The 23,415-nt window shown below is 71.0% G+C and carries 20 protein-coding genes and 1 pseudogene; 13 read left to right on the top strand and 8 right to left on the bottom strand.

What is annotated here, in order from left to right; translation table 11 throughout:
• Nucleotides 1-313: pseudogene (locus BKE38_RS32050) on the bottom strand (hypothetical protein); the annotation flags it as partial.
• Nucleotides 314-671: 358 nt separating this feature from the next.
• On the opposite strand from BKE38_RS32050, the gene BKE38_RS13380 reads away from it, so the two are divergent.
• From BKE38_RS13380 to BKE38_RS13355, 6 genes are all read left to right on the top strand, one after another.
• A complete protein-coding gene (locus BKE38_RS13380; protein WP_131829586.1) occupies nt 672-2,306 on the top strand; it encodes an ATP-binding cassette domain-containing protein in 1,635 nt (544 codons plus the stop codon).
• Nucleotides 2,303-4,402, top strand: a complete 2,100-nt coding sequence (locus tag BKE38_RS13375; protein ID WP_076957811.1) for a peptidase domain-containing ABC transporter — start codon at nt 2,303-2,305, stop codon at nt 4,400-4,402. Before BKE38_RS13380 ends, BKE38_RS13375 begins: the two co-directional genes overlap by 4 nt.
• The gene (locus tag BKE38_RS13370) at nt 4,399-5,754 is read left to right on the top strand and encodes an HlyD family type I secretion periplasmic adaptor subunit (RefSeq protein WP_083747528.1); all 1,356 of its coding nucleotides are present in this window, start codon (nt 4,399-4,401) and stop codon (nt 5,752-5,754) included. Before BKE38_RS13375 ends, BKE38_RS13370 begins: the two co-directional genes overlap by 4 nt.
• Before the next feature lie 126 nt (nt 5,755-5,880).
• A complete protein-coding gene (locus BKE38_RS13365) occupies nt 5,881-6,351 on the top strand; it encodes a cache domain-containing protein (protein ID WP_165694180.1) in 471 nt (156 codons plus the stop codon).
• 96 nt (nt 6,352-6,447) lie between these two features.
• A complete protein-coding gene (locus BKE38_RS13360; RefSeq protein ID WP_076957810.1) occupies nt 6,448-8,967 on the top strand; it encodes an ATP-binding protein in 2,520 nt (839 codons plus the stop codon).
• Nucleotides 8,957-9,349 carry a response regulator gene (locus BKE38_RS13355; RefSeq protein ID WP_076957809.1) on the top strand — a complete coding sequence of 131 codons (393 nt, stop codon included), beginning with the start codon at nt 8,957-8,959 and terminating at the stop codon, nt 9,347-9,349. Before BKE38_RS13360 ends, BKE38_RS13355 begins: the two co-directional genes overlap by 11 nt.
• Nucleotides 9,350-9,420: 71 nt before the next feature.
• On the opposite strand, the gene BKE38_RS13350 is transcribed toward BKE38_RS13355, so the two are convergent.
• The 3 genes from BKE38_RS13350 to BKE38_RS13340 all read right to left on the bottom strand — a co-directional run bounded on the left by BKE38_RS13350 (nt 9,421) and on the right by BKE38_RS13340 (nt 11,606).
• The gene (locus tag BKE38_RS13350) at nt 9,421-10,392 is read right to left on the bottom strand and encodes a tripartite tricarboxylate transporter substrate binding protein (protein WP_076957808.1); all 972 of its coding nucleotides are present in this window, start codon (nt 10,390-10,392) and stop codon (nt 9,421-9,423) included.
• 63 nt (nt 10,393-10,455) lie between these two features.
• Nucleotides 10,456-11,028, bottom strand: a complete 573-nt coding sequence (locus BKE38_RS13345; protein ID WP_242662341.1) for a thiamine pyrophosphate-dependent enzyme — start codon at nt 11,026-11,028, stop codon at nt 10,456-10,458.
• A 29-nt stretch (nt 11,029-11,057) separates the two neighbouring features.
• Nucleotides 11,058-11,606, bottom strand: a complete 549-nt coding sequence (locus BKE38_RS13340; RefSeq protein ID WP_076957806.1) for a thiamine pyrophosphate-binding protein — start codon at nt 11,604-11,606, stop codon at nt 11,058-11,060.
• A 113-nt stretch (nt 11,607-11,719) separates the two neighbouring features.
• Here BKE38_RS13340 and BKE38_RS13335 point away from each other — a divergent pair, with 113 nt between their 5' ends.
• From BKE38_RS13335 to uraD, 7 genes are all read left to right on the top strand, one after another.
• Nucleotides 11,720-12,637, top strand: coding sequence for a LysR family transcriptional regulator (locus BKE38_RS13335; RefSeq protein WP_076957805.1), 918 nt, complete (start codon nt 11,720-11,722; stop codon nt 12,635-12,637).
• Between the two features lie 32 nt (nt 12,638-12,669).
• Nucleotides 12,670-13,404, top strand: a complete 735-nt coding sequence (locus BKE38_RS13330; protein ID WP_076957804.1) for a GntR family transcriptional regulator — start codon at nt 12,670-12,672, stop codon at nt 13,402-13,404.
• Nucleotides 13,405-13,413: 9 nt separating this feature from the next.
• Nucleotides 13,414-15,009 carry an ABC transporter substrate-binding protein gene (locus BKE38_RS13325; protein ID WP_076957803.1) on the top strand — a complete coding sequence of 532 codons (1,596 nt, stop codon included), beginning with the start codon at nt 13,414-13,416 and terminating at the stop codon, nt 15,007-15,009.
• A gap of 64 nt (nt 15,010-15,073) precedes the next feature.
• Nucleotides 15,074-16,084 carry an ABC transporter permease gene (locus tag BKE38_RS13320; RefSeq protein ID WP_076957802.1) on the top strand — a complete coding sequence of 337 codons (1,011 nt, stop codon included), beginning with the start codon at nt 15,074-15,076 and terminating at the stop codon, nt 16,082-16,084.
• Nucleotides 16,081-16,956, top strand: coding sequence for an ABC transporter permease (locus BKE38_RS13315; protein ID WP_076957801.1), 876 nt, complete (start codon nt 16,081-16,083; stop codon nt 16,954-16,956). The genes BKE38_RS13320 and BKE38_RS13315 overlap by 4 nt, the downstream gene beginning before the upstream one ends.
• A 14-nt stretch (nt 16,957-16,970) precedes the next feature.
• Nucleotides 16,971-18,659 (top strand): dipeptide ABC transporter ATP-binding protein, encoded by a 1,689-nt coding sequence (locus BKE38_RS13310; RefSeq protein ID WP_076957800.1) that lies wholly within the window; start codon nt 16,971-16,973, stop codon nt 18,657-18,659.
• Entirely contained in the window at nt 18,656-19,153 is a 498-nt protein-coding gene (gene uraD / locus BKE38_RS13305) for a 2-oxo-4-hydroxy-4-carboxy-5-ureidoimidazoline decarboxylase (RefSeq protein WP_076957799.1), read from the top strand. Before BKE38_RS13310 ends, uraD begins: the two co-directional genes overlap by 4 nt.
• A gap of 35 nt (nt 19,154-19,188) precedes the next feature.
• Here uraD and hpxZ read toward each other — a convergent pair whose 3' ends face one another.
• The 4 genes from hpxZ to BKE38_RS13285 form a co-directional block, all read right to left on the bottom strand.
• Complete coding sequence (hpxZ, locus tag BKE38_RS13300) at nt 19,189-19,584, bottom strand: oxalurate catabolism protein HpxZ (protein ID WP_076957798.1); 396 nt, start codon at nt 19,582-19,584, stop codon at nt 19,189-19,191.
• A gap of 14 nt (nt 19,585-19,598) precedes the next feature.
• A complete protein-coding gene (locus BKE38_RS13295) occupies nt 19,599-20,765 on the bottom strand; it encodes an amidase (RefSeq protein ID WP_076957797.1) in 1,167 nt (388 codons plus the stop codon).
• Between the two features lie 784 nt (nt 20,766-21,549).
• Nucleotides 21,550-22,581, bottom strand: a complete 1,032-nt coding sequence (locus BKE38_RS13290) for an amino acid ABC transporter substrate-binding protein (RefSeq protein WP_076957796.1) — start codon at nt 22,579-22,581, stop codon at nt 21,550-21,552.
• A 71-nt stretch (nt 22,582-22,652) separates the two neighbouring features.
• A partial coding sequence (locus BKE38_RS13285) for a threonine ammonia-lyase (protein ID WP_076957795.1) occupies nt 22,653-23,415 on the bottom strand: 763 nt, incomplete at its 5' end.

The following is a 23,415-nucleotide window of genomic DNA, read 5'->3' as shown; positions in this document are numbered from 1 at the left end:
CACCCAGCCCGCTGCCGCCGGCGCCGCCCGCGCCGCGCGCCGCGTTCGTCACCGCGGGCTGCGCCACCGGAGCGCCGCCGTTGCCCAGCGCTGCCCCCTGTCCGGCCGCGGCCGCCGCCGCGGCGCTGCCCTGGCCGGCCGCGGCCCCGGCATTGACCCCGCTCATCGCCGCGCCGGTGTCGCCGTCCGGCGAGCTCACCGACTGGGTCTGCACCCCCATCGGCGAGCCGGTGGCGCGCTGCGCCGCCTCGGTCACGCCGCTGTAGTTGGCGCGGCTGCCGGTGTGCAGGCTGTGCAGATCCTCCTCGCTCAACTGCCGGCGCAGGCTCGCGGGGTCGAGGCCACCATTGCTCGGCCCCCTGCGCGACGAGTCCGAGGCGGGGTTTGCGGGCTGATCAGACATGCGGGCGCTCCAATCCGACGGCGGGAAGTCCCTGACTTCTTGTCGGGGGATCGTGACCGGCAGCCGGGCCTGGGGGGACCAGTCTCCTGGTCCGGAACCAGCCCATCGGGCGCGGTCGGCTCGCTGCAGAATGCCCGGCCAAGCCCGAAGAAACCTTTAATCGGCCGAGCGGAATCGGCACCGCGCTTAAGCCCCCCATTAAGGCGCGCCCGGCATTCTGGATCCCGGGCGGGCCAGGACGGCCCGCCGGACACCAGGGATGCGCGCGGTGCCAGCTTTCCGGAAAAATCCCAGGATCACCGACCTGCAGGGCCAGTTCGGGCTCGGCATCGCCTCGATGTGCCTGAACATCCTCAGCCTCAGCGTCCCGATCGTGGTGCTGCACGTCTATGACCGGGTGCTGCCCAACGGCACCGGCCAGACGCTGGCCAGCATGCTGATGGGCCTGGCCGTGCTGGTGGTGGCGGAGATCGCGCTGCGCATCGCGCGCGCCACCATCGCGCTGCGCGTCGACAGCCTGCGCGAGCACCTGGTGCGTTGTCGTCTGATGCGCGACGTCATGCGCGGCACGCCGCAGGCGCTGTCCGGCTTTGCCCCGGCCGAGATCACCACCGGCATTGCCGCCGCCGCGGTGCTGCGCGAATCCCGCACCCAGCGGCTGCAGGTGCTGTTCGACATGCCCTTCGGCCTGCTCTTCATGGTGCTCGTCGGCATTATCGGCGGCGGGCTGGTGCTGGTGCCGATCGGCGTCGCCCTGCTGTTCCTGCTGATGGGCTGGCGGGTGTCGCGCCAGCTCGCCTATGCCGACCTGCAGCGGCTGCGCGCCGAGCAGCAGCGCGACAGCTTCCTGCGCGGCGTCTTTCCTGCCTTGGCGCTGGCGCGCGGCCTCTGCGCCGACCTGCTGCTGCCGGGCAAGCTGCAGCGGCTGCAGGAGGGGCATGCCACCATCCTGCGCGACACCATCACGCTGGGCACCATCCTGCGCGAGGTGGTGGCCGTCGCCGGCCAGGTGCAGGTCGCTCTGGTCGTCGGCATTGGCGCTGTGCTGGTGCTGGAGGGCAAGCTCTCCACCGGTGGGCTCGCCGCCTGCACCCTGCTGGCCGGCCGCGTGATGCAGCCGCTGCAGTCGGGGCTCGGCCTGCTGCAAGGCTGGCACGAGGCGCGCCGCGCGCGCGAGGCGATGACCCGGCTGCAGGCGCTGGCGGTCGAGAACATCGAGCTGGAGGCCAGCGAGGCGCTCTGGACGGCACCACCGGCGATCCGCATGCAGGGCATCCGCTTCGCCGCCGACGATGGCGGTCCGCCGCTGGCGCTGGAGGTGCCGGCCGGCAAGCTGGTCACCATCGACGCCCCGCCCGGCAGCCCCTGCCGCAGCCTGCTGGCGGCGCTGCTCGGCTATGTCGAGGTGGCGGAGGGCGAGATCACGCTCGGTGAGACGAAATTGTCGCCGGCGACGGCGCCGCTGGTGCGCCGCCAGGCGGCGCTGATCGGCCGCAGCCCGACCCTGTTCAGCGGCTCGCTGATGGACAACCTGACCGGCTTCGGCCACCCCGAGCGCGAGGCGGAGGTGCAGTATCTCTCCTTCCTCTTCGGCCTGGACACGGCGGTGAAGCGGCTGCCGGACGGCTACGACACGCAGATCGACCAGGGCGGCCGCAGCCTGCCCGTCGGCATCCGCCAGGGCGCCGCGCTGGTCTCGGCGCTGTCGGCCAAGCCGCGGCTGCTGCTGCTGGACGAGGCGGAGATCGGCATGGACCCGGCGGCGCAGCTGCGGCTGGGCGACTTCCTGAAGCGGCTGAAGGGGCGCGCCACCCTGATCGTGCTGACCGGCAATGCGGCGCTGCGCAAGCATGCCGATCTGAAGCTGCGCTTCCAGGACAACCGGCTGGTGGCCGAGGCATGACAACCCTCGCCTATTTCATTCCGGGCGCCCCCATTGCCGCCTCGCTGGAGGCGCAGTCCGAGGCGGTGCCGATCGGGCTGGCCGGGCTGCTGCAGGCCAGCGGCTGGCGCGGCCTGCCGGTCGAGGTCGCCGAAGCCCTCGGCCGCGAGCCGCTGACCTTCGACCGCGCCTGCTCGGTCGCCCGGCTGCTCGGCCTCGGCGCCCGCATCCGCCGCATGCGGGTCGAGGCGGCGCTGCGCAGCGGCTTCCCCTGCATGATCGAGGCCTCGAACGACAAGCTGCTCGTCATCCTGCCGCAGGGCGAGGAGCTGGTCTGCGTCGAGGCCATGTCGGGGGCCGAGGCCACGGTGCCGGCGCTGCGCCGCCGCGTCCGCTGCGTCACCTTCGCCCTGCCCGAGGGCATGCAGCCGCGCTGGTCGGTGGTGCTACGCGGCTTGACCGGGCGCGGCCTGGCCCTGGTCATCGCCATGGCGGCGGTGATCAACCTGCTGGGCCTGGCGCTGCCGCTCTTCACCCTCGCCGTCTACGACCAGGCGCTGGGCGCCGACGACCTGAATCTGCTGGTCCTGCTCGGTGTCGGCCTCAGCATCGCGCTGCTCGGCGATCTGGGGCTGCGGGTGCTGCGCGCCGTCATGCTCGGCCATCTGGCCGGCCGGGTCGACCTCGCCGCGGTCAGCGACCTGGTCGGCAAGATGCTGCGGCTGCCGCCGGAACTGGCCGACCGCCTGACGCCGATGATGGCGCGCGGCCGGCTGCGCGAATGGGACGCCATCCGCAGCTTCTTCTTCGGCCCGCTCAGCCTGGCCTGCATCGAGGTGCCCTTCATCGGCGGCTATCTGCTGGCGCTGATCTTCCTGGCCGGCTGGCTGACCCTGGCGCCGGTGCTGGTGCTGAGCATAGGCCTCTGCCTCAGCCTCTGGCTGCTGCGCCGGGCGCGGCGCGGCGCGATGGAGGCCATGGCCGCCGTCGCCGCCTTCCAGGCACTGCAGAACGAGATGATCGACATGCTGCGGCCGATCAAGGAGAAGGGCGCCGAGCCGCTCTGGCTGGCGCGCTACCGTCAGGCCTCGGCCAATTATGCCCGCGCCGGGCTGGTCGAGGCCCGGGTCTCCGCCACCGCCCAGGTCGCGGCCCAGAGCATCACCACCTTCTGCGCCGTGGCGACGCTGGCCATCGGCGCCACCATGGCGCTGTCCGGGCATCTCAGCGTCGGCGGGCTGATCGCCGCCATGGCGCTGATCTGGCGCATGCTGTCGCCGCTGGGCCTGGTGCTGACGGCGCTGGCCCGCATCCGCACGGTGCGCGGCGCGGTCGGCTCGCTCGACGCGCTGATGGCCAGCCAGGAGGAGTTCTCGGCCCAGACCAAGGGAGCGGCCGACAACATCCGGCGCGGCACCGGCGGGCGGATCGGCTTCGCCGGCACGCTGTTCTCCTATCCGGGCGGCGCCGGGCCGGTGCTGCAGCAGATCAGCTTCGAGATCAAGCCGGGCGAGGTCGTCGCCATCACCGGGCCGAATGGTGCCGGCAAGTCGACCATCCTGAAGCTGGTCCTGGGGCTGTACCGGCCGCAATTCGGCGCCGTGCTGCTGGACCAGACCGACCTGCGCCAGATCACCCCGCGGGCGCTGCGCCGCAGCCTGGCCTATGCGCCGCAGGAGATGCCCGACCTGCCGATCACGGTGGCCGAGTTCCTGCGCCTTGGCAGCCCGGCCGCCACCGACATCGCGCTGGAGGAGGCCTGCGAGCGCGCCGGCATCCGCGCCGAGATCGAGGACCTGCCGCAGGGCTTCGCCACCCCGCTGGCGCGGCTGGCGGGGTCGGAGCATCTGCGCAGCGGGCTGCGGCTGGCGCGCGCCTGGCTGCTGGAGGCCAAGCTGGTGCTGCTGGACGAGCCCGATGTCAGCCGCCCCGAATGCCGCCGCGCCCTGCTCGCCGAGCTGGAGCGGATCCGCGGCAAGCAGACCGTGCTGCTGGTGACGCATGATTCGCAGCTGGCCTCGGCCTGCGACCGGGTCATCGCGCTGCGCCAGGGCAGCATCATCTTCGATGGCACGCCGCGCGACCTGGCGGCCCGGTTGGAAAGCGCCGCCCGATGAGCTCCACCCTCCGCCCCAACAGCCCGACCAGCGCCCTCGCCCGCAGCCTGACCGGCGAGGACCGGGTCACCGGCGCCAGCCTCTTCGAGACCGAGGGGATCAGCCGGCTGGCCATGGTCTCGGTGCTGGGCATCGGCGGGCTGCTGGTCGCTGCGCTGGGCTGGTCGGCGGTGATGCCGGTGGCCGAGATTTCGGTCAGCTCCGGCGAGATCCTGCCGGTCGGCTCGGTCAAGCAGGTGCAGCACCTCGAGGGTGGCATCGTCGCCCGCGTGCTGGTCGAGGAGGGCGCGCTGGTCGAGGAGGGCCAGGCCCTGGTCGAGATGGATCCCGGCCAGGCCGAGCCGGAGCTGAACCAGCTGCGCACCCGGCTGACCGGGCTGCAGCTGCAGGCGCAGCAGATCACCGCGGTGATGGGCGGGCAGGAGAGCATCAGCATCAGCCCGGCCGAGGAGGAATATCGCGAGCTGGTGCGCGCCCAGGCCGAGCTGCTGCAGGCGCGCAGCCGGGCGCATGCGGTGCAGCGCCAGGTGATCAACCAGCAGATCAACGGCCGTCGCGCCGAGCTCGAGGTCAATGCCGGGCAGGTGGAGTCGATTCTGAACCAGATCGGCTTCCTGCGCGAGCAGGTGGTCGGCCGGCGGGAGCTGGTCTCCAAGGGGCTGGCGCCGCGCTTCCAGCTGCTGGAATCGCAGCGCGAGCTGGCGCGGCTCGACGGCAACCATGTCTCGCTGGTGCGCGAGGCGACCCGCACGCGCGAGGCGCTGGGCGAATCCGAGGCGCGGCTGACCGAGCTGGAGACCCGCTTCCGCGCCGATCTGGCCACCGAGCTCAGCAAGGTCACCGCCGAGATGCAGGAGCTGCGCCAGGCGATCCAGCGGGCGGAAGCGCGGGTGCAGCGGCTGCGCGTCGCCGCTCCGGCGCGGGGGACTGTGCAGAACATCCAGGTGAAGACCTCGGGCGGCGTCATCTCGCCCGGCGCGCTGCTGATGGAGCTGGTGCCGGCGGATGCCAAGCTGCGCGTCGAGGCGCGCATCACCGCCCGCGACATCGGCCATATCCGCGTCGGCCAGGAGGCGCGGGTGAAGGTGCTGACCTTCGACTACACCCGCTTCGGCGTGATCCCGGCAGTGGTGACCAATGTCTCGGCCTCTTCCTTCCACGACCGCGACGGCACGCCCTATTACAAGGCCGAGCTGGCGCTGTCGCGCGAGCATGTCGGGCTGCAGGCGGATTCGCGCATTCTGTCGGGGATGAGCGTGCTGGCCGATATCCGCACCGGCGAGAACAGCCTGCTGCGCTATCTGCTGGCGCCGCTGCAGCGCTCGCTGGGCGAGGCCTTCCGCGAGCGCTGAGCCGATGCGCCACGCCCACGCCCCCGCTTCAGCCAATTTTCACCTCGGGCGGTGTTCAATCAGCGTGCCGCGGCGGCATGCGGCGGCAACCCTCAAGAGGATCCCGCCTTGCCTCAAGCCTCCTCCTTGTCGCGCCGCCTCTGCCTGCCGGCGCTGCTGCTATGGGGGGCGTTGGCGAGCGGTGCGGCAGCGCAAGAGGTCGGGGGCGCAGGACAGCGGGCCGAGACGGAGCGTTTTCTGCGCGACGCGGTGTCCTACATCGACCAGGTCGGGCCAGAGCAGGCCTTCGCGGCCTTCAACGACCCCCAGGGCCGGTTCATCGTCGGCGAGCGCTATGTCTTCTGCAACCGGATCAACGGCACGGTGCTGGCGCATGGCTTCAATCCGGCCTTGCTGGGGCGCAACCTGGCCAGCCTGCGTGACGCGCGCGGCAAGCCCTTTGCCGCCGCGCTGATCCGGATCGCGGTGACCGAAGGCCAGGGCTGGCTGAGCTACGAATGGTTCAACCCTGCAACCCGGCAGACCGAGGTCAAGGACACCCTCATCATCCGCGTCAGAGAGGACATCGTCTGCGGCGCCGGTCACTACCGTCGCTGAGCGGCACGCAGGCAGGAGCGGGGCAGAAGTCCCCAGGCTGAAACCGCCCGCGCCCCGTGCGCCGGCGCGCCCATGGAATGGACCGGAGCAACCGCCTTGCCTTTCCGCGCCCTCTTCCGCTGGACCCAATCCAGCATCGCCCACCGCTTCACCGTCGCGGCTGCGACGATGGCGCTGCTGGCCTGCGGGCTGAACGGGCTGATCAGCCACCACTACCTGTCGCGCGAGGTCGAGGAGGGCATCCGCCACCGCCAGGAGGCGCGCACCGCGCTGATCGCGCAGCGCATGCAGCAGAGCGTCAACATGCTGTCCGAGGCGCTGGACGAGGTCACCAAGAACCCGCTGATCGAGACGCTGATCCAGGGCGAGATCCTGAACAGCCGGCTGCTGCGCGACGTGCTGGGCAGCATCGCCTCCTCCAAGCAGATGCTGCTGCCGATCGGGCTGTACCGGATCGATGGCAAGATCATGGCCGGCACCCAGGACAGCCTGCCGGCCTCGCTGGCGGCGCAGAGCTGGTTCCCGGCGCTGGCCAGGGGCGTCTCGGCGGTGACGGTGGAGCATGGCTCGGACCGTATCTGGGTGGCGCTGCCGGTGGTCGGGCTGATGAGCGCGCAGGTCGACGGCGCCGTGGTCGGCGTGATCGAGACCGAGCGGCTGCTGCGCGCCGCCCGCAGCGCCACCGACACGCTGACCCTGCGGCTGGAGGCGGCGGGCATGCTGCTGGCCTATTCGCCGGGCAGCCAGGAGATCGCCGAGCCGCTGCGGGTGCGCCAGCTGCTGGAGGTGGAGACGGCGCTGAAGGGGCTGAACCTGGTGCTGGAGAGCGAGCAGGACGTGACCCTGGCGATGGCGCCGCTGCGCGAGCACAATGCGCGCACCCTGGCGGCGACGGTGGCGATGATGATCGGCGTGATCATCGGCTCGATCCTGCTGGGGCGCAGCCTGTCGCGGCCGCTGCGCGCGCTGAGCCGGGCGGCGCAGCAGGTGGCGCAGACCGGCTCGGTCGAGGTGACGCTGCCGCCGCCCGGGCCGGATGAGGTGGGCGGGCTGAGCCGGGACTTCGGCGTGATGCTGCGCAAGATGGGCGAGCTGACCGGCGGGCTGGAGAGCAAGGTGGCCGAGCGCACCCGCTCGTTGGAGGAGGTGCAGTCCTTGCTGCAGCTCTATGGCGAGCGGCGGCGGGTGATGATCGAGAACGCGCCCTACGGCATCATGAGCCTGGACGAGGACGGCCATATCGAGGCCTGCAACCCGGCGGCGCTGAAGATCCTCGGCCGCGGCGAGGAGGAGCTGCTGGGGCTGCCGCTATCGGCCATCGCCGCCGATCCGCAGCGCATCACCGACCTGCTGCAGCAGAGCGCGCTGGACGGGGAGGAGGCGACCGGCCACGAGCTGGAGGCGCGGCATGCCGCCGGCCATCTGATCCCGATCGAGATCGCGCTGAGCAAGGTGCGCGACGGCGAGCGCTGGATCTGGATCTGCACGCTGGGCGACATCACCCAGCGCAAGCAGGCGGAGCGGGTGAAGGACGAGTTCATCTCCACCGTCAGCCATGAGCTGCGCACGCCGCTGACCTCGATCCGCGGCGCGCTGGGGCTGGTGGATGCCGGCAAGATGGGGCCGATCCCGGTGGCGGCGGGGCGGCTGGTGAAGATCGCCCTGTCGAACAGCGAGCGGCTGGTGCTGCTGGTGAACGACATCCTCGACCTGCAGAAGATCGAGAGCGGCAGCATGCAGTTCGACGCGCGCGAGGTCAGCCTGACCGAGATCGTGCAGCAGTCGATCGACGCCAACGAGGGCTATGCGCGCAGCTTCGACGTCACCCTGCACATGACCGGCGACGTGACGCCGATGCAGGTCTTCGGCGATCCGAACCGGCTGATGCAGATCATGTGCAACCTGATCTCCAATGCGGTGAAGTTCTCGCCGAAGCAGGGCGAGGTCGAGGTCAGCATTGAGAATCGCGGACGGCTGGCGATGGTCAGCGTCTCCGACCAGGGCCCCGGCATCCCGGCCAATTTCCGCGACAAGATTTTTTCCCGCTTTGCCCAGGCCGATGGATCCGACCGGCGGGCGAAGGGCGGCACCGGGCTGGGCCTGGCCATCACCAAGGCGCTGGTCGAGCATCATGCCGGGCGGATCAGCTTCCGCGGGCGGGAGGGGGGCGGGACGGTGTTCCAGTTCGTCATTCCGCTGATGGAGGGCACGCGCAGCCGCACCCTGCCGAAGCGGCGCAGCGGCGGGCTGCCGCGGATCCTGCATGTCGATGACGACGCCGACCTGCTGAACGTCATCGCCACGGTGCTGTCCTTCCGGGCCGAGGTGGTCTCGGTGCGCAGCGCGGCGGAGGCCGAGCAGGCGCTGGCGGAGAGCAGCTTCGACCTGCTGATCATCGATGTCGGGCTGCAGGATGGCAGCGGGCTGCGGCTGCTGCACAGCCCGGTGCAGGGCGAGGCGCCGGCGGCCATCGTCTTCACCAGCGCCGACCGGCCGGCACATCTGGGGGAGCTCCTGGACTGGATCGTCAAGGACCGCACGGGGACCGAGCGGCTGGTGGCCGCGGTCAACACGCAGATCGACCGCATCATGGGGAGCGAGACCAATGCCGCGTGAGGCTTTGCAGCGCATCGCCTATGTCGAGGATGAGCCGGACATCCAGGAGGTGGCGATCATCGCCCTGGAGAGCATCGGCGGCTACGAGGTGCATGCCTTCGACCATGCGCCGCCTTTCCTGGAGCAGGTGGAGGCGATGCGGCCGCAGCTGATCCTGCTGGACGTGATGCTGCCCGGGATGACGGGCCCGGAAATCCTGACCGAGCTGCGCACCCGGCCAGAGACCAAGGACATCCCGGTGATCTTCATGACGGCGAAGGTGCAATCCACCGACCACCAGCGCTACCTGGACCTGGGTGCCATCCGGGTGATCGGCAAGCCTTTCGACCCGATGTCGCTGTCATCCGAGATCGAAGAAGCCTGGAACGCCCTGGAAGACTAGCCCGCGGCAGCACAGAAAGAAAAAAGATGGGGGTCCAGGGGGAAGTCATTCCCCCTGGCCTTTGCTTGCTTTCAGTCCGGCTTGACGTTGTTCTCCCGCGCCGTCTTCCCCCAGGTCTCCACCTGCGACTGGACGAAGCGCCCCAGCGCCGGCCCGTCGGAGAGGACGAGCTCCGCCTGGTTCACCTCGGCGAATTGCTGGGCAATGCGGGCCTCGCGATAGGCGCCGACCAGGGCCTCATGGAAGCGCGCCACCACCGGCGCCGGGGTCTTGGCGGGGGCGAAGACCCCCCACCAGGCCTCGGCGGTCAGCCCGTCGAAGCCGCTTTCGACCGCGGTGGGCACGGCCGGCAGCCCCGCCAGACGGGTGGCGCCCAGCTGCATCAGCGGCCGCAGCGTGTTGGCCGAGACCTGCGGCGCCAGCAGGGCGCTGCTGCCGATCATCATGTCGATATGGCCGGCCACCGCGTCGTTCACCGCCAGGCCGCCGCCGCGATAGGGCAGGTGGGTGACCTCCGCCCCGCCGCGCTTGGCCAGCATCAGCATGGCCAGATGCCCGATGGTGCCGTTGCCGGTGGAGCCGAAGGTGACCGAGCCCTTCTGGCGGGCCGTGGCGAAGACGTCTGCGAGATCCTTGTAGGGCTTGGAAGGCTGGCAGGCGATGACATAGGGCGCCCGGCCGATCTGGGTGACCGGGATGAAGTCGGCCACCAGGTCGAAAGGCAGGTTCGGCACCAGCACCGGCATGACGGCATGGGAGTCGAAGGTCAGAAGCCAGGTCTGCCCGTCGGGCTTGGCCTTGGCCACCATGTCGCTGCCGATGCTGCCGGCGGCGCCGCTGCGGTTCTCGACGATGATGGGCACGCCCAGGCGCTGCTGCAGGCCGGGGGCTGCCAGCCGTGCCACCGCGTCGGTGGAGCCGCCGGGGGCGAAGGGAACGACGATGCGGATCGGGCCCGAGGGCCAGGTGTCGGCGCGGGCGGCCAGCGCCGGCATCGCCAGCGCCGCCCCCAGCACCCCGCGCCGGGTGAGTGGAAAAGCCATCTGAAAGAAACCTCCCTGTGGCGCGGCGCCGTGTCTCCGGCGCTTCGCGCGACGTCGATCTTGCTACACGCCGGCTTCCAGGCCCAGCGCTACCCGGGTGCGGCCGCGCATCAGCACGGCGTCGCGCAGCGGCAGGACGCGCTCGGCCTCGGCCGGGTCGACCGGGATCAGGGCGACGCAGGGGCCGTCGCCGCCGTCGCGCAGACGGGCGGCCAGGGCGTCCAGCGCCGCCTCGTCGGTCACATGGCGAGCATCACCGATGCCGCAGCCGCGGGCCACGGCCAGCAGGTCGGTGCGCGCCGCGCCGTGGGCCGCGCCGGTATGGCTGGGCTGGCCGCCGGTCTCGCCATAGAGGCCGTTGTCCAGCACGGCGATGGTCAGGTTGCGCGGCGCCTGCAGGGCGATGGTGGAGAAGCTGCCCATGCCCATCAGCATCTCGCCGTCGCCGGTCAGCACCAGCACCGGCACGTCCGGCCGGGCCAAAGCGAGCCCCAGCCCCATCACCGCGGCACCCCCCATGGCGCCCCACAGGTAGAAATTGCGGTCGGTGTCGCCGGCCGCGGCCAGGTCATAGGTGGCCGAGCCCAGCCCGCTGATGACGACCGTGTCCCCGCGATCGCCAAGCAGCCGCGCCACCGCCGCACGACGCTCAAACTGAAAGGAACTCATTTGGAGAAGACCTTGGCGCCGATCAGGCGCTGAGAGAGCAGGACGGCGGTCGCGGTGCCGCCGGCGAAGGCCATGTTGGCGCCGGCCTGGACCACCTCGGGCACCTCGGCGGCCGAGCTCGTCCGCAGCACCTGGATGTCCATCAGCGCCAGCGCCGCCTGGGTGGTGGAGCCCATGGGAACCTGCCACGGGTTGAATTCACCGAACTCGCCACGCATGGTCACCAGGATCAGGATCGGCGTGCGGGTCAGCTTCACCAGCGACAGCATGTTGATGCAATTGCCGACGCCGCTGGACTGCATCAGCAGCACGCCGCGCTCGCCGCCCAGCGATGCGCCGGTCAGCAGGGCCAGGCCTTCCTCTTCCGTCGTCAGGGCGATGGCCTTCATGCTCGGCTCGGCCTGCACGGCGCGGATCAGCCGGGCATGGCCGCCATCGGGCACATAGGCGACCTGGCGCACATCCGCGCGCTTCAGGATGTCGAAAATGGCGTCGGGCCATGCCTCCGCCGACCGCGCTTCCGCGCGGTCCAGAACCGCCGTCATGCTTCCCCCCTTCGGGCTCGAGCCGTCTTGCCAGCAGTCTCCCGCACCGGCAGCCTTCAGGAAATTCGAAAAGCGCGATAGGCGTTATCGCCGATCGCGAAGGGGGAGCATCCATGGACCTGCGGCAGTTGCGCAGCTTCCTGCAGATCGCCGAGAGCGGCTCGCTCAGCAAGGCCTCCGACCGGCTGCGGCTGGCGCAGCCCGCCCTGTCGCGGCAGATCCGCCTGCTGGAGGCCGAGGTGGGGCTGGCCCTCTTCACCCGGCACGGCCGCGGCATGCAGCTGACCGAGGCCGGCCGCGCCCTGCTGGAGCGGGTGACCGGCCCGCTGCGGCAGATCGAGCGCTCGGTGGAGGAGGTGCGGGCGCTCGCCTCCGAGGTGCGCGGCCAGGTGGCGTTGGGGCTGATGCCGACCACCAGCCATGTGCTGTCCGGCCGGCTGGCACGGCGGGTGGCGGCGGAGCTGCCGGGCGTCTCGCTCCGCATTGTGGAGGGCTATGCCGGCCATCTGGTCGAATGGCTGCAGCGCGGGCAGCTCGATGTCAGCCTGCTCTATGGCCCGGGCGACGGGCTGCACCTCCGCTGCGAGACGCTGCTGCATGACACGCTGGCGCTGATCGGCCCGGCCGGCGCGCTGGATGGAACCCCGGTGGGGGTCGACACCCTGGCCGCGCTGCCGATGGTGCTGCCCAGCCGGCCGCACGGGCTGCGCCTGCTGATCGAGACCGCCGCCTCCCGCGCCGGCGCCCCGCTCGCCGTCCGCTTCGAGGCCGACAGCTTCCGGGTCATCAAGGACCTGGTGGCGGCGGGGCTGGGGCATAGCGTGCTGCCGCCTTCCTCCATCGCGGCGGAGGAGGCGGCGCGGCAGTTCAGCATGGCCCCCCTCACCCCGCCGATCCGCCGCCAGATCCTGCTGGTGCGCCCGCCCGATCGCGCCGACACCCGCGCCACCGGCGCCGTGGTGGCGCTGCTGAAGGCCGAGGTGGCGGCGATGCTGGCGGCCGGCGACTGGGCCGGGGCGTCACCCGCCTAGACATTGGCACGACCGTTGCATGGCCGGCTTGTATGCAAGCCCGCCCTGCAACCCCGCTGTCGATCGACGAGCGCATCCTGCAGGCGGTGCTGGCCGGCCGCATCCGCCCCGGCACCCGGCTGGGCGAGCAGCAGCTGGCCGATCTCTTCGCCGTCTCCCGCACCCTGGTGCGCGAGGCGATGATGCGGCTGGCGGCGCGGCGCATCGTCTGCCTGGCGACCCGGCGCGGCTGGTTCGTCGCCGAGCCGTCGCTGGAGGAGGCCCGCGCGACGCTCGCCGCCCGCAGCGCCCTGGAATGCGGCATGCTGGACCAGGCGGCGCCCCCGGATGCGGCGGGCATCGCCCGGCTGCGCGCGCAGATCGCTGACGAACAGGACATCATCGAGGCCGGCGATGCCGGAAGCCGCAGCCTGGCACTGGGCAATTTCCACGTCTGCCTGGCCGGGATCCTGGGCAACCCGGTCGTCGCCGAGCTGCTGCGCGACCTGACCGCGCGCACCATGCTGATCGCCACCCTCTACCAGTCGCCGCGCGATGCCGGCCTGTCCTCGGCCGAGCATCTGCACATCCTCGAGGCACTGGCGGGCGGCCGGATGCGCCGGGCCGCCACCCTGATGCGCGCCCACCTGTCGCATGTGCAGACCATGCTGCGTCCGCCTGTCGACGTTCCGAGCGACCCTCTGGCGCCGCTGCGCCAGGCGCTGGTGCCCGAATTTCCTGCGCGGCCTGCTCAGGCTTTGCGCATTCCCGATCCCGTTCCTGGATGAGAGGCTTCCATGCATCGCCGCAGCCTGCTTGCCACTGCCCTCGCCGCGCCCTTCGTCAAACCTTCCATCGCCGCGGCGCAGACCGCCGCGCCCAGCCGGCGCGAGACCCTGCTCCTGGTGCAGGAATACGGGCCGAACAGCCTGGACATGCAGGGCATCGGCTCGGCCCAGCCGGTCAACGGCGTCTCGCTGAACTGCTATGACCGGCTGCTGCGCTTCAAGCCGGTGCCGCTGGCCGATGGCAATGGCGGCACCTTCCAGATCAACGAGCTGGAGGGCGAGCTGGCCGAGAACTGGCAGGTCGCCAGCGACGGCATGTCGGCGACCTTCAGGCTGCGCGAGGCCAGATTCCATTCCGGCCGGGCGGTGACCGCGCGCGACGTCAAATGGTCGCTGGACCGTGCCGTCTCCATCGGCGGCTTCGCCACCACCCAGATGGCGGCCGGCTCGCTGGAAAAAGCCGAACAGTTCGTCGCGGTGGATGACCGCACCTTCCGCATCGACTTCGCCCGCCGCGACAAGATGACCCTGCCGAATCTGGCGGTCACCATCCCCTTCGTCTTCGACAGCGAGCTCGCCCAGAAGAACGGCGGCGGCGACCCCTGGGCCAAGGACTGGCTGAAGAACAACGTTGCCGGCTCCGGTGCCTTTAAGGTCGAAAGCTGGAAGCCTGGCGTCGAGACCATCTATGTCCGCAACGACGACTGGACCTCGGGCAGGCTGCCCTCGCTGCGCCGGATCATCGCCCGCGACATCCCCTCCCCCAGCACCCGCCGCGCACTGATCGAGCGGGGCGACGCCGACATCAGCTACGGCCTGCCGCCCAAGGACTTCAAGGACCTGGCCGACGGCGGCAAGGTCAAGGTCGTGGGCGTCCCCGTGCCCAACGCGCTCTGGTCCCTCGCCTTGAATGCCGCCACCGGCCCCTTCACCGATGCCCGCCTGCGCCAGGCCGTCGCCTGGGCCATCCCCTATGAGAAGATCATGCAGGCCTCGCTCTTCGGCCGCGGCATCGCCATGTGGGGCGGCGACGGGAAGGCGACCACCGCCTGGCCGCAGCCCTACCCCTACGACACCAACATCGACAAGGCGAAGGCGCTGGTCGCCCAGCTGGCCCCGGGCGGCATCACCACCAGCCTGATCTTCGACGCCGGCGCCGCCACCATCGCCGAGCCCATGGCCGTGCTGATCAAGGAAGCCCTCGCCCCCCTCGGCATCACCGTCGAGCTGCAGAAGATCCCCGGTGCCAACTTCCGCGGCGAGCTCAACAAGAAGACCGCGCCCATGGCCATCAACCGCTTCGGCGGCTGGCTAGACTATCCGGACTACTACTTCTTCTGGAACTACCACTCGAACAACTCGATCTTCAACATCTCCAGCTACCAGAACAAGGAGATGGACAAGCTGGTCGACGGCGCCCGCTTCGCGCCCGACGCCACCAGCTACGAGCGCGACGTCAAGGGCTTCATCGAGATGGCCTTCTCGGAACTGCCGGCGCTGCCGATCTGCCAGCCGCTGCACGACGTCGCCATGCAGAAGAACATCGGCGGATACCAGTTCTGGCCGTGCCGGGAGCCGGACTTCCGATACCTGACGAAAGGATAAGAAGGTCGGGGGGAGGTATCCCCCCGAATCCCCCCTCTATTTCTGTCAGAAAGCAACAGCAACCATGCGAACCGTGGCACTGAGGCTCGCGGGAGCGATCCCGGCCCTGATCGGCGTCATCCTGGCGACCTTCGTGCTGACGCGGGTGCTGCCGGGCGACACCGCCAGCTACTTCGCCGGACCCACCGCCAGCGCCGAAAGCATCGCCCAGATCCGCGCCGAGCTCGGCCTCGATCGCCCCCTGCCCGAGCAGTTCCTGCGCTACGTCACCGCGCTCTCGCATGGCGACTTGGGCATGTCGCTCACCACCGGGCAGCCGGTGCTCGACGATCTCGCCGCCCGCCTGCCGGCCAGCGCCGAGCTGACCCTCTCGGCCCTGCTGCTGGCCATGGCCGTCGCCATCCCGCTCGGCATCCTGGCCGCGGTGAAGCAGGGCAGCCTCGCCGACCACGCCTGTCGCATCCTGGTCACCGGCGGCGTCAGCCTGCCCGTCTTCTTCACCGGCCTGCTGCTGGTCTATGTCTTCTACTTCCTGCTTGGCTGGTCGCCGGCGCCGCTCGGCCGCCTCGACGCCTTCGCCAGCGCCCCTCCGACCGTCACCGGCTTCTTCCTGGTCGACAGCCTGCTGATCGGCGACACCGAGACCTTCCGCGCGGCGCTGGCCCAGATGGTGCTGCCCGTCTGCACCCTCAGCCTCTTTGCCCTCGCCCCCATCGCCCGCATCAGCCGCGCCAGCATGCTGGCCGTGCTCGGCTCCGACTTCGTCCGCACGGCGCGCGCCAGCGGCCTCAGCCCCCGCGCGGTGATCCTGACCTATGGCTTCCGCAACGCCATGCTGCCGGTGCTGACCACGCTGGGCATGGTGTTCTCCTTCCTGCTCGGCGCCAACGTCCTCGTCGAGAAGGTCTTCGCCTGGCCCGGCGTCGGCTCCTATGCGGTGGAGGCGCTGATCGCCTCGGACTTCGCCCCCGTCCAGGGCTTCGTCCTGGCCATGGCCATCCTCTACGTCCTGCTGAACCTGGCGATCGACCTGCTCTACGGCCTGGTCGACCCGCGCGCGAGGATGGCGGCATGAGCGCGACCCAGGCCTCCCCCTCCGCCTTCGCCGCCTCGCTGCGCCATGCGCGCCACGTGGTCACCGGCAATGCCGTCACCGGCCTCGCCTTCGCGATGTTCTTCCTGTTCCTGCTCTGCGCCGCCTTTGGCCCGCTGATCGCGCCCTATGACCCGCTGGCCAGCAACACCGCCATCGCGCTGCAGCCGCCCAGCTGGGCGCATCCCTTCGGCACCGACCAGCTCGGCCGCGACATCCTCAGCCGCGTGGTCGTCGCGGCCCGCCTCGACATGACGGTGGCCATCGCCTCGGTGGCGCTGGTCTTCGCCCTCGGCGGCCTGGCCGGCGTTGCCGCCGGCTTCTTCGGCGGCTGGACCGACCGCGTGGTCGGCCGCATTGCCGACACCATCATGGCCTTCCCGCTCTTCGTCCTGGCCATGGGCATCGTCGCGGCGCTGGGCAACACGGTGACCAACATCGTCATCGCCACCGCCATCGTCAATTTCCCGCTCTATGCCCGGCTGGCCCGCGCCGAGGCCGCCATCCGCCGCGAGGCCGGCTTCGTCCTCGCCGCCCGGCTGACCGGCAATTCCGAGCTCCGCATCCTGCTGACCCAGATCCTGCCGAACATCCTGCCGATCATGGCGGTGCAGGTCTCGCTGACCATGGGCTACGCCATCCTCAACGCCGCCGGTCTTTCGTTCATCGGCCTCGGCGTCCGGCCGCCGACGCCGGAATGGGGGATCATGGTGGCGGAAGGCGCCAGCTTCATCGTCTCCGGCGAATGGTGGGTCGCGCTCTTCCCCGGCCTCGCCCTGATGCTGGCGGTGTTCTGCTTCAACCTGCTGGGCGACGGGTTGCGCGACATCGTCGACCCGCAGCGGCGCAGCTGAGGGAGGAGGCCGCCATGTCCGCCACCACCACAGACAACCCGCCGCTGCTCGAGATCCGCGACCTGACCATCGAATTCGCGACCCGCGCCGGGCCGGTGCAGGCGGTGCGCCAGGTCTCGCTCGGGATCCGCAAGGGCGAGACCGTCGGCATCGTCGGCGAGAGCGGCTCCGGCAAGTCGGTCACCTCCTATGCGGTGATGCGCATCCTCGACCGTGCCGGCAGGATCGCCGCCGGCAGCATCGGCTTCTCCGGCATCGACCTGCCGGGCCTGCCGGAGCGCGAGATGCGCGACCTGCGCGGGCGGGAGATCTCGATGATCTTCCAGAACCCCCGCGCCGCGCTGAACCCGATCCGCGCCGTCGGCCGGCAGATCGAGGACGTGCTGATCCGCCACGCCCAGGCGACCCGCGCCACCACCCGGGCGCGTGCCATCGAGATGCTGGAGCAGGTCCGCATCGCCCGCCCCGAGGAGCGCTACCACGCCTATCCCTTCGAGCTCTCGGGCGGCATGTGCCAGCGCATCGTCATCGCCCTGGCCCTGGCCTGCGGGCCGCAGCTGCTGATCGCCGACGAGCCGACCACCGGCCTCGACGTCACGACGCAGAAGACGGTGATGGAGCTGGTCACCGAGCTGACCCGCGCCCGCGGCATGTCGACCCTGCTGATCACACACGACCTCGGCCTGGCCGCCGCCTATTGCGACCGGGTCGTGGTGATGGAGCGCGGCCGCGTCGTCGAGGATGCGCCGGCGCAGCAGATCTTCCGCGCGCCGCAGCATCCCTATACCCGCCGCCTGCTGCGCGCCACGCCGCGGCCCGGCGCCCGCCTGCCCGACCTGCTGCCGGAGGGCGAGGCGCCGCCCGTCGAGGCGCCGGAGGCCACCCCGGGGCCGGTGCTGCTCGACGTCATCAACCTGGTCAAGGAATTCCCCCGCGCCGGCAGCGGCGGCCTCGGCTCCTGGCTGCGGCGCGGCCCGGCTTTGCCGCCGGCGCGGGCGGTGGACGGCATCTCCTTCCAGATCCGCCGCGGCGAGAGCGTCGGCCTGGTCGGCGAGAGCGGCTGCGGCAAGTCGACGACGTCCATGATGGTGATGCGGCTGCTGGAGCGGACCAGCGGCTCGATCCAGTTCGACGGGCAGGAGATCGGTGCGATCGCACCGCGCGACGTCACCCGCTCGGCTCTGCGCCGCCGCATCCAGATGGTGTTCCAGGATCCGACCGACAGCCTGAACCCGCGCTACACCGCAGGGCGCGCCATCGCCGACCCGATCCTGCGGCTGGGCGAGCTGCGCGGCGCTGGTCTGGAGGACCGCTGCCGCGAGCTCGCCCGGCTGGTCGGCCTGCCGGAGGCGCTGCTCGGCCGCTTCCCGCACCAGCTGTCGGGCGGGCAGAAGGCGCGCGTCGGCATCGCCCGCGCCATCGCGCTGAACCCCGAGCTGGTGGTGCTGGACGAGCCGACCGCGGCGCTCGACGTCTCGGTGCAGGCGGTGGTGCTGAACCTGCTGCAGGACCTGAAGCTGCGGCTGGGGATGAGCTACCTTTTCGTCAGCCACGACCTGCATGTGGTGAAGCTGCTCTGCGACCGCGTCATCGTCATGCGCCAGGGCCGCATCGTCGAGCAGGGCCCGACCGGGCAGGTGCTGAACCAGCCGGCGGCCGACTATACCCGGGCGCTGCTCGCCGCCGCGCCGGCCGCGCCATGATTCTTCTGTCGGATCTGAACGCGGCGTCGGAGGATGCCTTCTGCGCGGCGCTGGAGGGCGTGGTGGAGCGGGCGCCCTGGGCCGTGGCGGAGGCCGCGGCGATGCGGCCGTTCGCCGATCTCGACGCGCTGCACGGGGCGCTGATGGCCCGGCTGCGGATGGCCCCGCGCGATCGGCTGCTGGCCTTCCTGAACGCGCACGAGCCGCTGGTGGCGGGGCCTCTCCCGGACAGCCTGACCGAGGCGTCGCGCCGCGAGCAGGGCGCGGTGCCGCTGGCGGCGTTGATCGAGCCCGAGGCGCTGGGCGCGTTGAACGCCGAATATCTGGCGCGCTTCGGCTTCCCCTTCATCATCTGCCTGCGGCGCTACAGCGCGCCGGAGGTGCTGCAGCAGCTGGGCCTGCGGCTGGCCTCCGACGTGGAGACCGAATTCTCCACCGCCCTCGACGAGGTCTCCGCCGTTGTGCGCTTCCGCCTTTCCGACAAAGATAGATGAGGGGTCTGGGGAGAATACTGTCTCCCCAGCCTTACTTACTTCTTTTCCTGCATGATGGACACGTGGGCGGCGACGACCTTCCAGCCTTCCGCGAAGCGCACCCATGTCTGGCTCTGCCGCCCGCGCTGTCCCGACTGCAGCAGGACATATTCCGTGTTGGCGACGGCGAAGTCGCGGCCGAAGGTGTTGATCACGGTGTTTTCCAGCCGCCGCGCCCGCGCCGCGTGCTCGGTGGGGCTGCGCCCGGCGCGGAAGGCCGCGATGGCGGCATGGCCGTACAGGTTCTCGGCCACGCCATAGCGCAGCGTCCGCTCGTCGCGCCAGAAGCTGTCGTCGAGGACGGGGACGTCGTTCTCCTCCAGGCCGCGGTCGTAGCGCTCGAAGGCGGCACGGACCTCGGCGACGACCTCTGGGATGTTGAGCTCGGGCATGGTTGCTGGTCCTTTCAAAGGGCGCGGGCGATGGCGACGAGCCTGGCATCCTGGCCGCGGGCGGCGATCAGCGACAGGCCGATGGGCTTGCCGCCGGCCTGGGCCAGAGGAAGGCTGAGCTGCGGCACGCCGGTCAGGCCGGCGAAGGAGCAGAGCAGGCCGATGCGCTCGGAACAGCGGTCGAGCTCGGGGAGCGGCAGGCCGAGCGGCGGCGCGGTGAAGGGGGTGGTGGGGATGGCCAGGATGGCGCCGCCTTCCAGCAGCAGGCGGGCGCGGGCCCGGGCGCGCTCGCGCACCGATCTGGCCAGCGCGATCTGCGCCTCGGTCAGGGAAGCGGCGAAGGCCAGGTTGCGGGCGACGTTGAAGGCGAAGCGCGGATTGGCCGCGTCGATCCAGGGCCTGAAGCTGGCCCAGGCCTCGGAGCGCTGGATGACGTTGCGCTGGGCACCCCAGACGGCCAGCTCGCCCGGCTCGCCCAGCGTCATTCTTTCGGTGCCCTTCCCCAGAAGCCCTGCCACCCGCTCGACCACCGGCAGCAGCGCCTGCTGCACCGGCTCGTCGGCCAAAGCGAAGGCGTCGGCGGCCAGCAGCAGCGGCGCCGGCGCGACGGCCTCGGGGATCGCCTCGCCCAGCATCACCGCGGCGACGCGGGCGAAGGTGGCGGCGTCGCGGGCGAACCAGCCGGTGGTGTCGAAGCTGGGGGCCTGGGCGACCATGCCGTCGGCGGGGATCCGCCCATGCGTCGGGCGGATGCCATAGAGGCCGCAGAGGCTGGAGGGCACCCGCACCGAGCCGCCGCTGTCGGTGCCCAGCGCGGTGTCGACCGTGCCGGCCGCGACGGCCGAGGCCGAGCCGCTGGAGGAGCCGCCAGGCAGGCAGCCCGGCGCGGCGGGGTTCCTCGGCGTGCCGTCGAACTGGTTGAAGCCGAGGATGCCGAGCGAGACCTCGCAGGTCACCGTCTTGCCGGCCAGCGCCGCGCCGGCGTCGAGCAGGCGCTGCACCGCCCAGGCATGACGCTGTGGCAGCGGGCGGCCCGTGGGCCAGTCGGGGTTGCCGGCGCCGGTCGGATGGCCCGCCACGTCGAACAGGTCCTTGGCGGCGAAGCTGAGCCCGGCCAGCGGCCCCGCCCCGGCGCCCGGCAGGGTGAGCCGGGGGCCCGGGATGAAAGCTTCGTCGCGCATGCCGGAAACCTCACTGCCAGGGGACGCGCCAGAGTGCCGGCGGGTCGCACCAGGGGTGCAATCCGCCAGGCAGCCGCTCAAAGCATATTTGATCATCGCCAAAGGCTGACCGTCCAGTCCGCCGCATGCATTTTCAGCGGTCCGCCAGAGATCATTCAGCGCGTGGCGTCGGAGCCGGAGATCATGCTCTATCGGGCGGGAGCCGCTGCAGGCTTCTCAGCTGGTCACCGCTGCGGCCGGAGATCCTCCGCCTCCGGTCGCCCTGCCGATCCCGATTGGGTAGCTCTGCCCGACAGGCTCGCGGCTTCGAAGTCCAGCGAGATCGGCATGGTGATGGCGCGCCGGCTGGCTTGCCTGACGATTCGTCCAAGTCCGCCATCCCGCTTTCAACAGAGGCTGGCCAGTTCGACAAACCTGGCTAGATTGCAGGCCTGCCCATCCGGCCAGATAGGACGTCCTCCTGAACTCAACTCCTTGCCTTCCCACCACGGCATGCGGCGGCGACCATGCGTCAGCGGTCGTGCCTGGTGCTGGTGTGCTGCAGCCTGGCGTCGGTCGGAACGGCTTGCGCTGCTCAGAACAGCGCAGACTGGCCATGGATGACTTCGGCGCGGCGCGCATGAAATTACACGCGTCGCCTGACCTCCTCTCGTCATCCGACCTCTGCCGCAGGCTGCGCCATATGCCGGTGAACCCACCGCAGACGAGGGCGCTTCAGGCAATGCGGGGAGCCTGCGGCTTTCAGCGGCCAGGCCGGGTGACGGCCTTCTCGCCAAGCCTCGGGCTATTGTATCGGTGCGCCGTACATCAAACCGCCCTGGGTCCACAGGCGGTTCAACCCTCGTGGCGTCGGCGTCTGGCTGGCCTCGCCGAAATGCCGCTCGAAGATCTCGCCATAATTGCCCATCGCGCGGATGACATTGTAGGCCCAGCGGCTGTCCAGGCCCATGAAGCGGCCGTGCTCGCCGGTGACCCCCAGCAGCCGCTGCACCAGCGGATTCTGGCTCTTCAGCATCTCGTCGAGATTCGCCTGGGTCACGCCGAGCTCCTCGGCATTGATCAGCGCATGCAGCGTCCATTTGACGATGTCCAGCCACTGCTCGTCGCCCTTGCGGACATAGGCGCCCAGCGGCTCCTTGCTGATGCGGTCGGCGAGCACCAGGTGCTCCGCCGGATCCTGCAGCCGCGAGCGGATGCCCAGAAGCAGGGTGGCGTCGTTGCTCAGCGCATCGCAGCGGCGCGCCTCATAGGCGGCGATGCCTTCATCGGCCCGCTCGAAGATCAGCGGCGTGAACCTGATCCCGGCCGCGCGGGCCCATTCGGCGGCATTGATCTCGGCCCGACCGCCCTGCGGCAGGCAGATCGTCGCGCCGTCGAGCGCCTTGCCCTCGGTGATGCCGAGCGCGCGCCGCACCAGGAAGCCCTGGCCGTCGTAGAAATGCGTGCCGGTGAACTCCAGCCCGTTGTTGGTCTCGCGGGTCTGCGTCCAGGTCAGCGACTGCGCCGCCAGGTCGATGGTGCCCGCCTGCAGGCTGACGATGCGCTGCGGCGCGGTCATCACGATGTAGCGCACCTTTGTCGCATCGCCGAAGACCGAGGCCGCGACCGCGCGGCAGATGTCGGCATCCATGCCGCGCAGCTCGCCGCGGGCGTCGAAGAGACCGAAGCCCGGGCTTGCGCCGCTGGTGCCGCAGAGCACGACGCCGCGCGCCTTGACCGCGGCGAGCGTCGGCCCTCCGGCGGTCTGCGCCGCGACGTCGTGCGCGCCGACACCCAGCGACAGCGCGACCAGCGCCGCCCCGAGCAGTCCTGCCATCCTCATGGGGTGATCCCTCCCTTGCTTGTTGTCGACGCGCGCCGCGCCACCTGCGCGGCACTGCGGCTGTTTTATGGATGAGCCACGCCAGACCGGGTGAGGATCTCCGCGAAGAGCGGCCCGTCGAGATGGCGGCCGCTGGCGATGACCATGACGGTCGACCCCCGGACCAGGGATCGATCGGCGAGCAGCGCGCCCAGCGGCAGGGCGCCGCCCGGCTCGACGACCAGGCCAAATTCGGAGGAGAGGGTGAAGACCGCCGCGCGGGCCTGATCGTCGGTCACCACCGCCGCCCGCGTGCCGCGCCGCTGGTGGATGCTGAAGGGCAAGGCGCCTGGCGTGATCGCCAGCAAGGCGTCGCAGATGGAAGGCACATGCCCGGCATTCTGCAGGCGCCTCCCGGCGTCCAGGCTGCGCAGGAGGTCGTCATGCCCGGGCGGCTCGACCGCGAGGAGCCGTGTCCCCCCACCCTGCAGCGCCAGGGCGCAGCCCGCCGAGAGCCCGCCGCCGGAGCAGGCGGCGATCAGCAGGTCCGGCGCCGCGCCCATCGCGGCGGCCTGCGCCATCGCCTCCAGCGCGATCGTGCCAGCGCCCGCGATCACACGCCGGTCGTCATAAGCCGGCACCAGGTGGTGGCCGCGCTGCGTCGTCCAGTGATCGAGCAGGGCGGCGCGATCCACCGTCTCGCGGTCGTAGAACACCACCTCGGCGCCCCAGCCGCGGGTGCGCTCGACCTTGGTGGCGGGCGTGTCCCGGGGCATCAGCACCACGACCGGCCCCAGGCCCAGCCGCCGCCCCGCCCAGGCGACCGCCTGCCCATGGTTGCCGGAGGAC

Source organism: Teichococcus deserti, from assembly GCF_001982615.1.
GTDB lineage: Bacteria > Pseudomonadota > Alphaproteobacteria > Acetobacterales > Acetobacteraceae > Pseudoroseomonas > Pseudoroseomonas deserti.
Note: the sequence above shows the minus strand (reverse complement) of the source record. Positions and strands in the feature narration are given on the sequence as shown.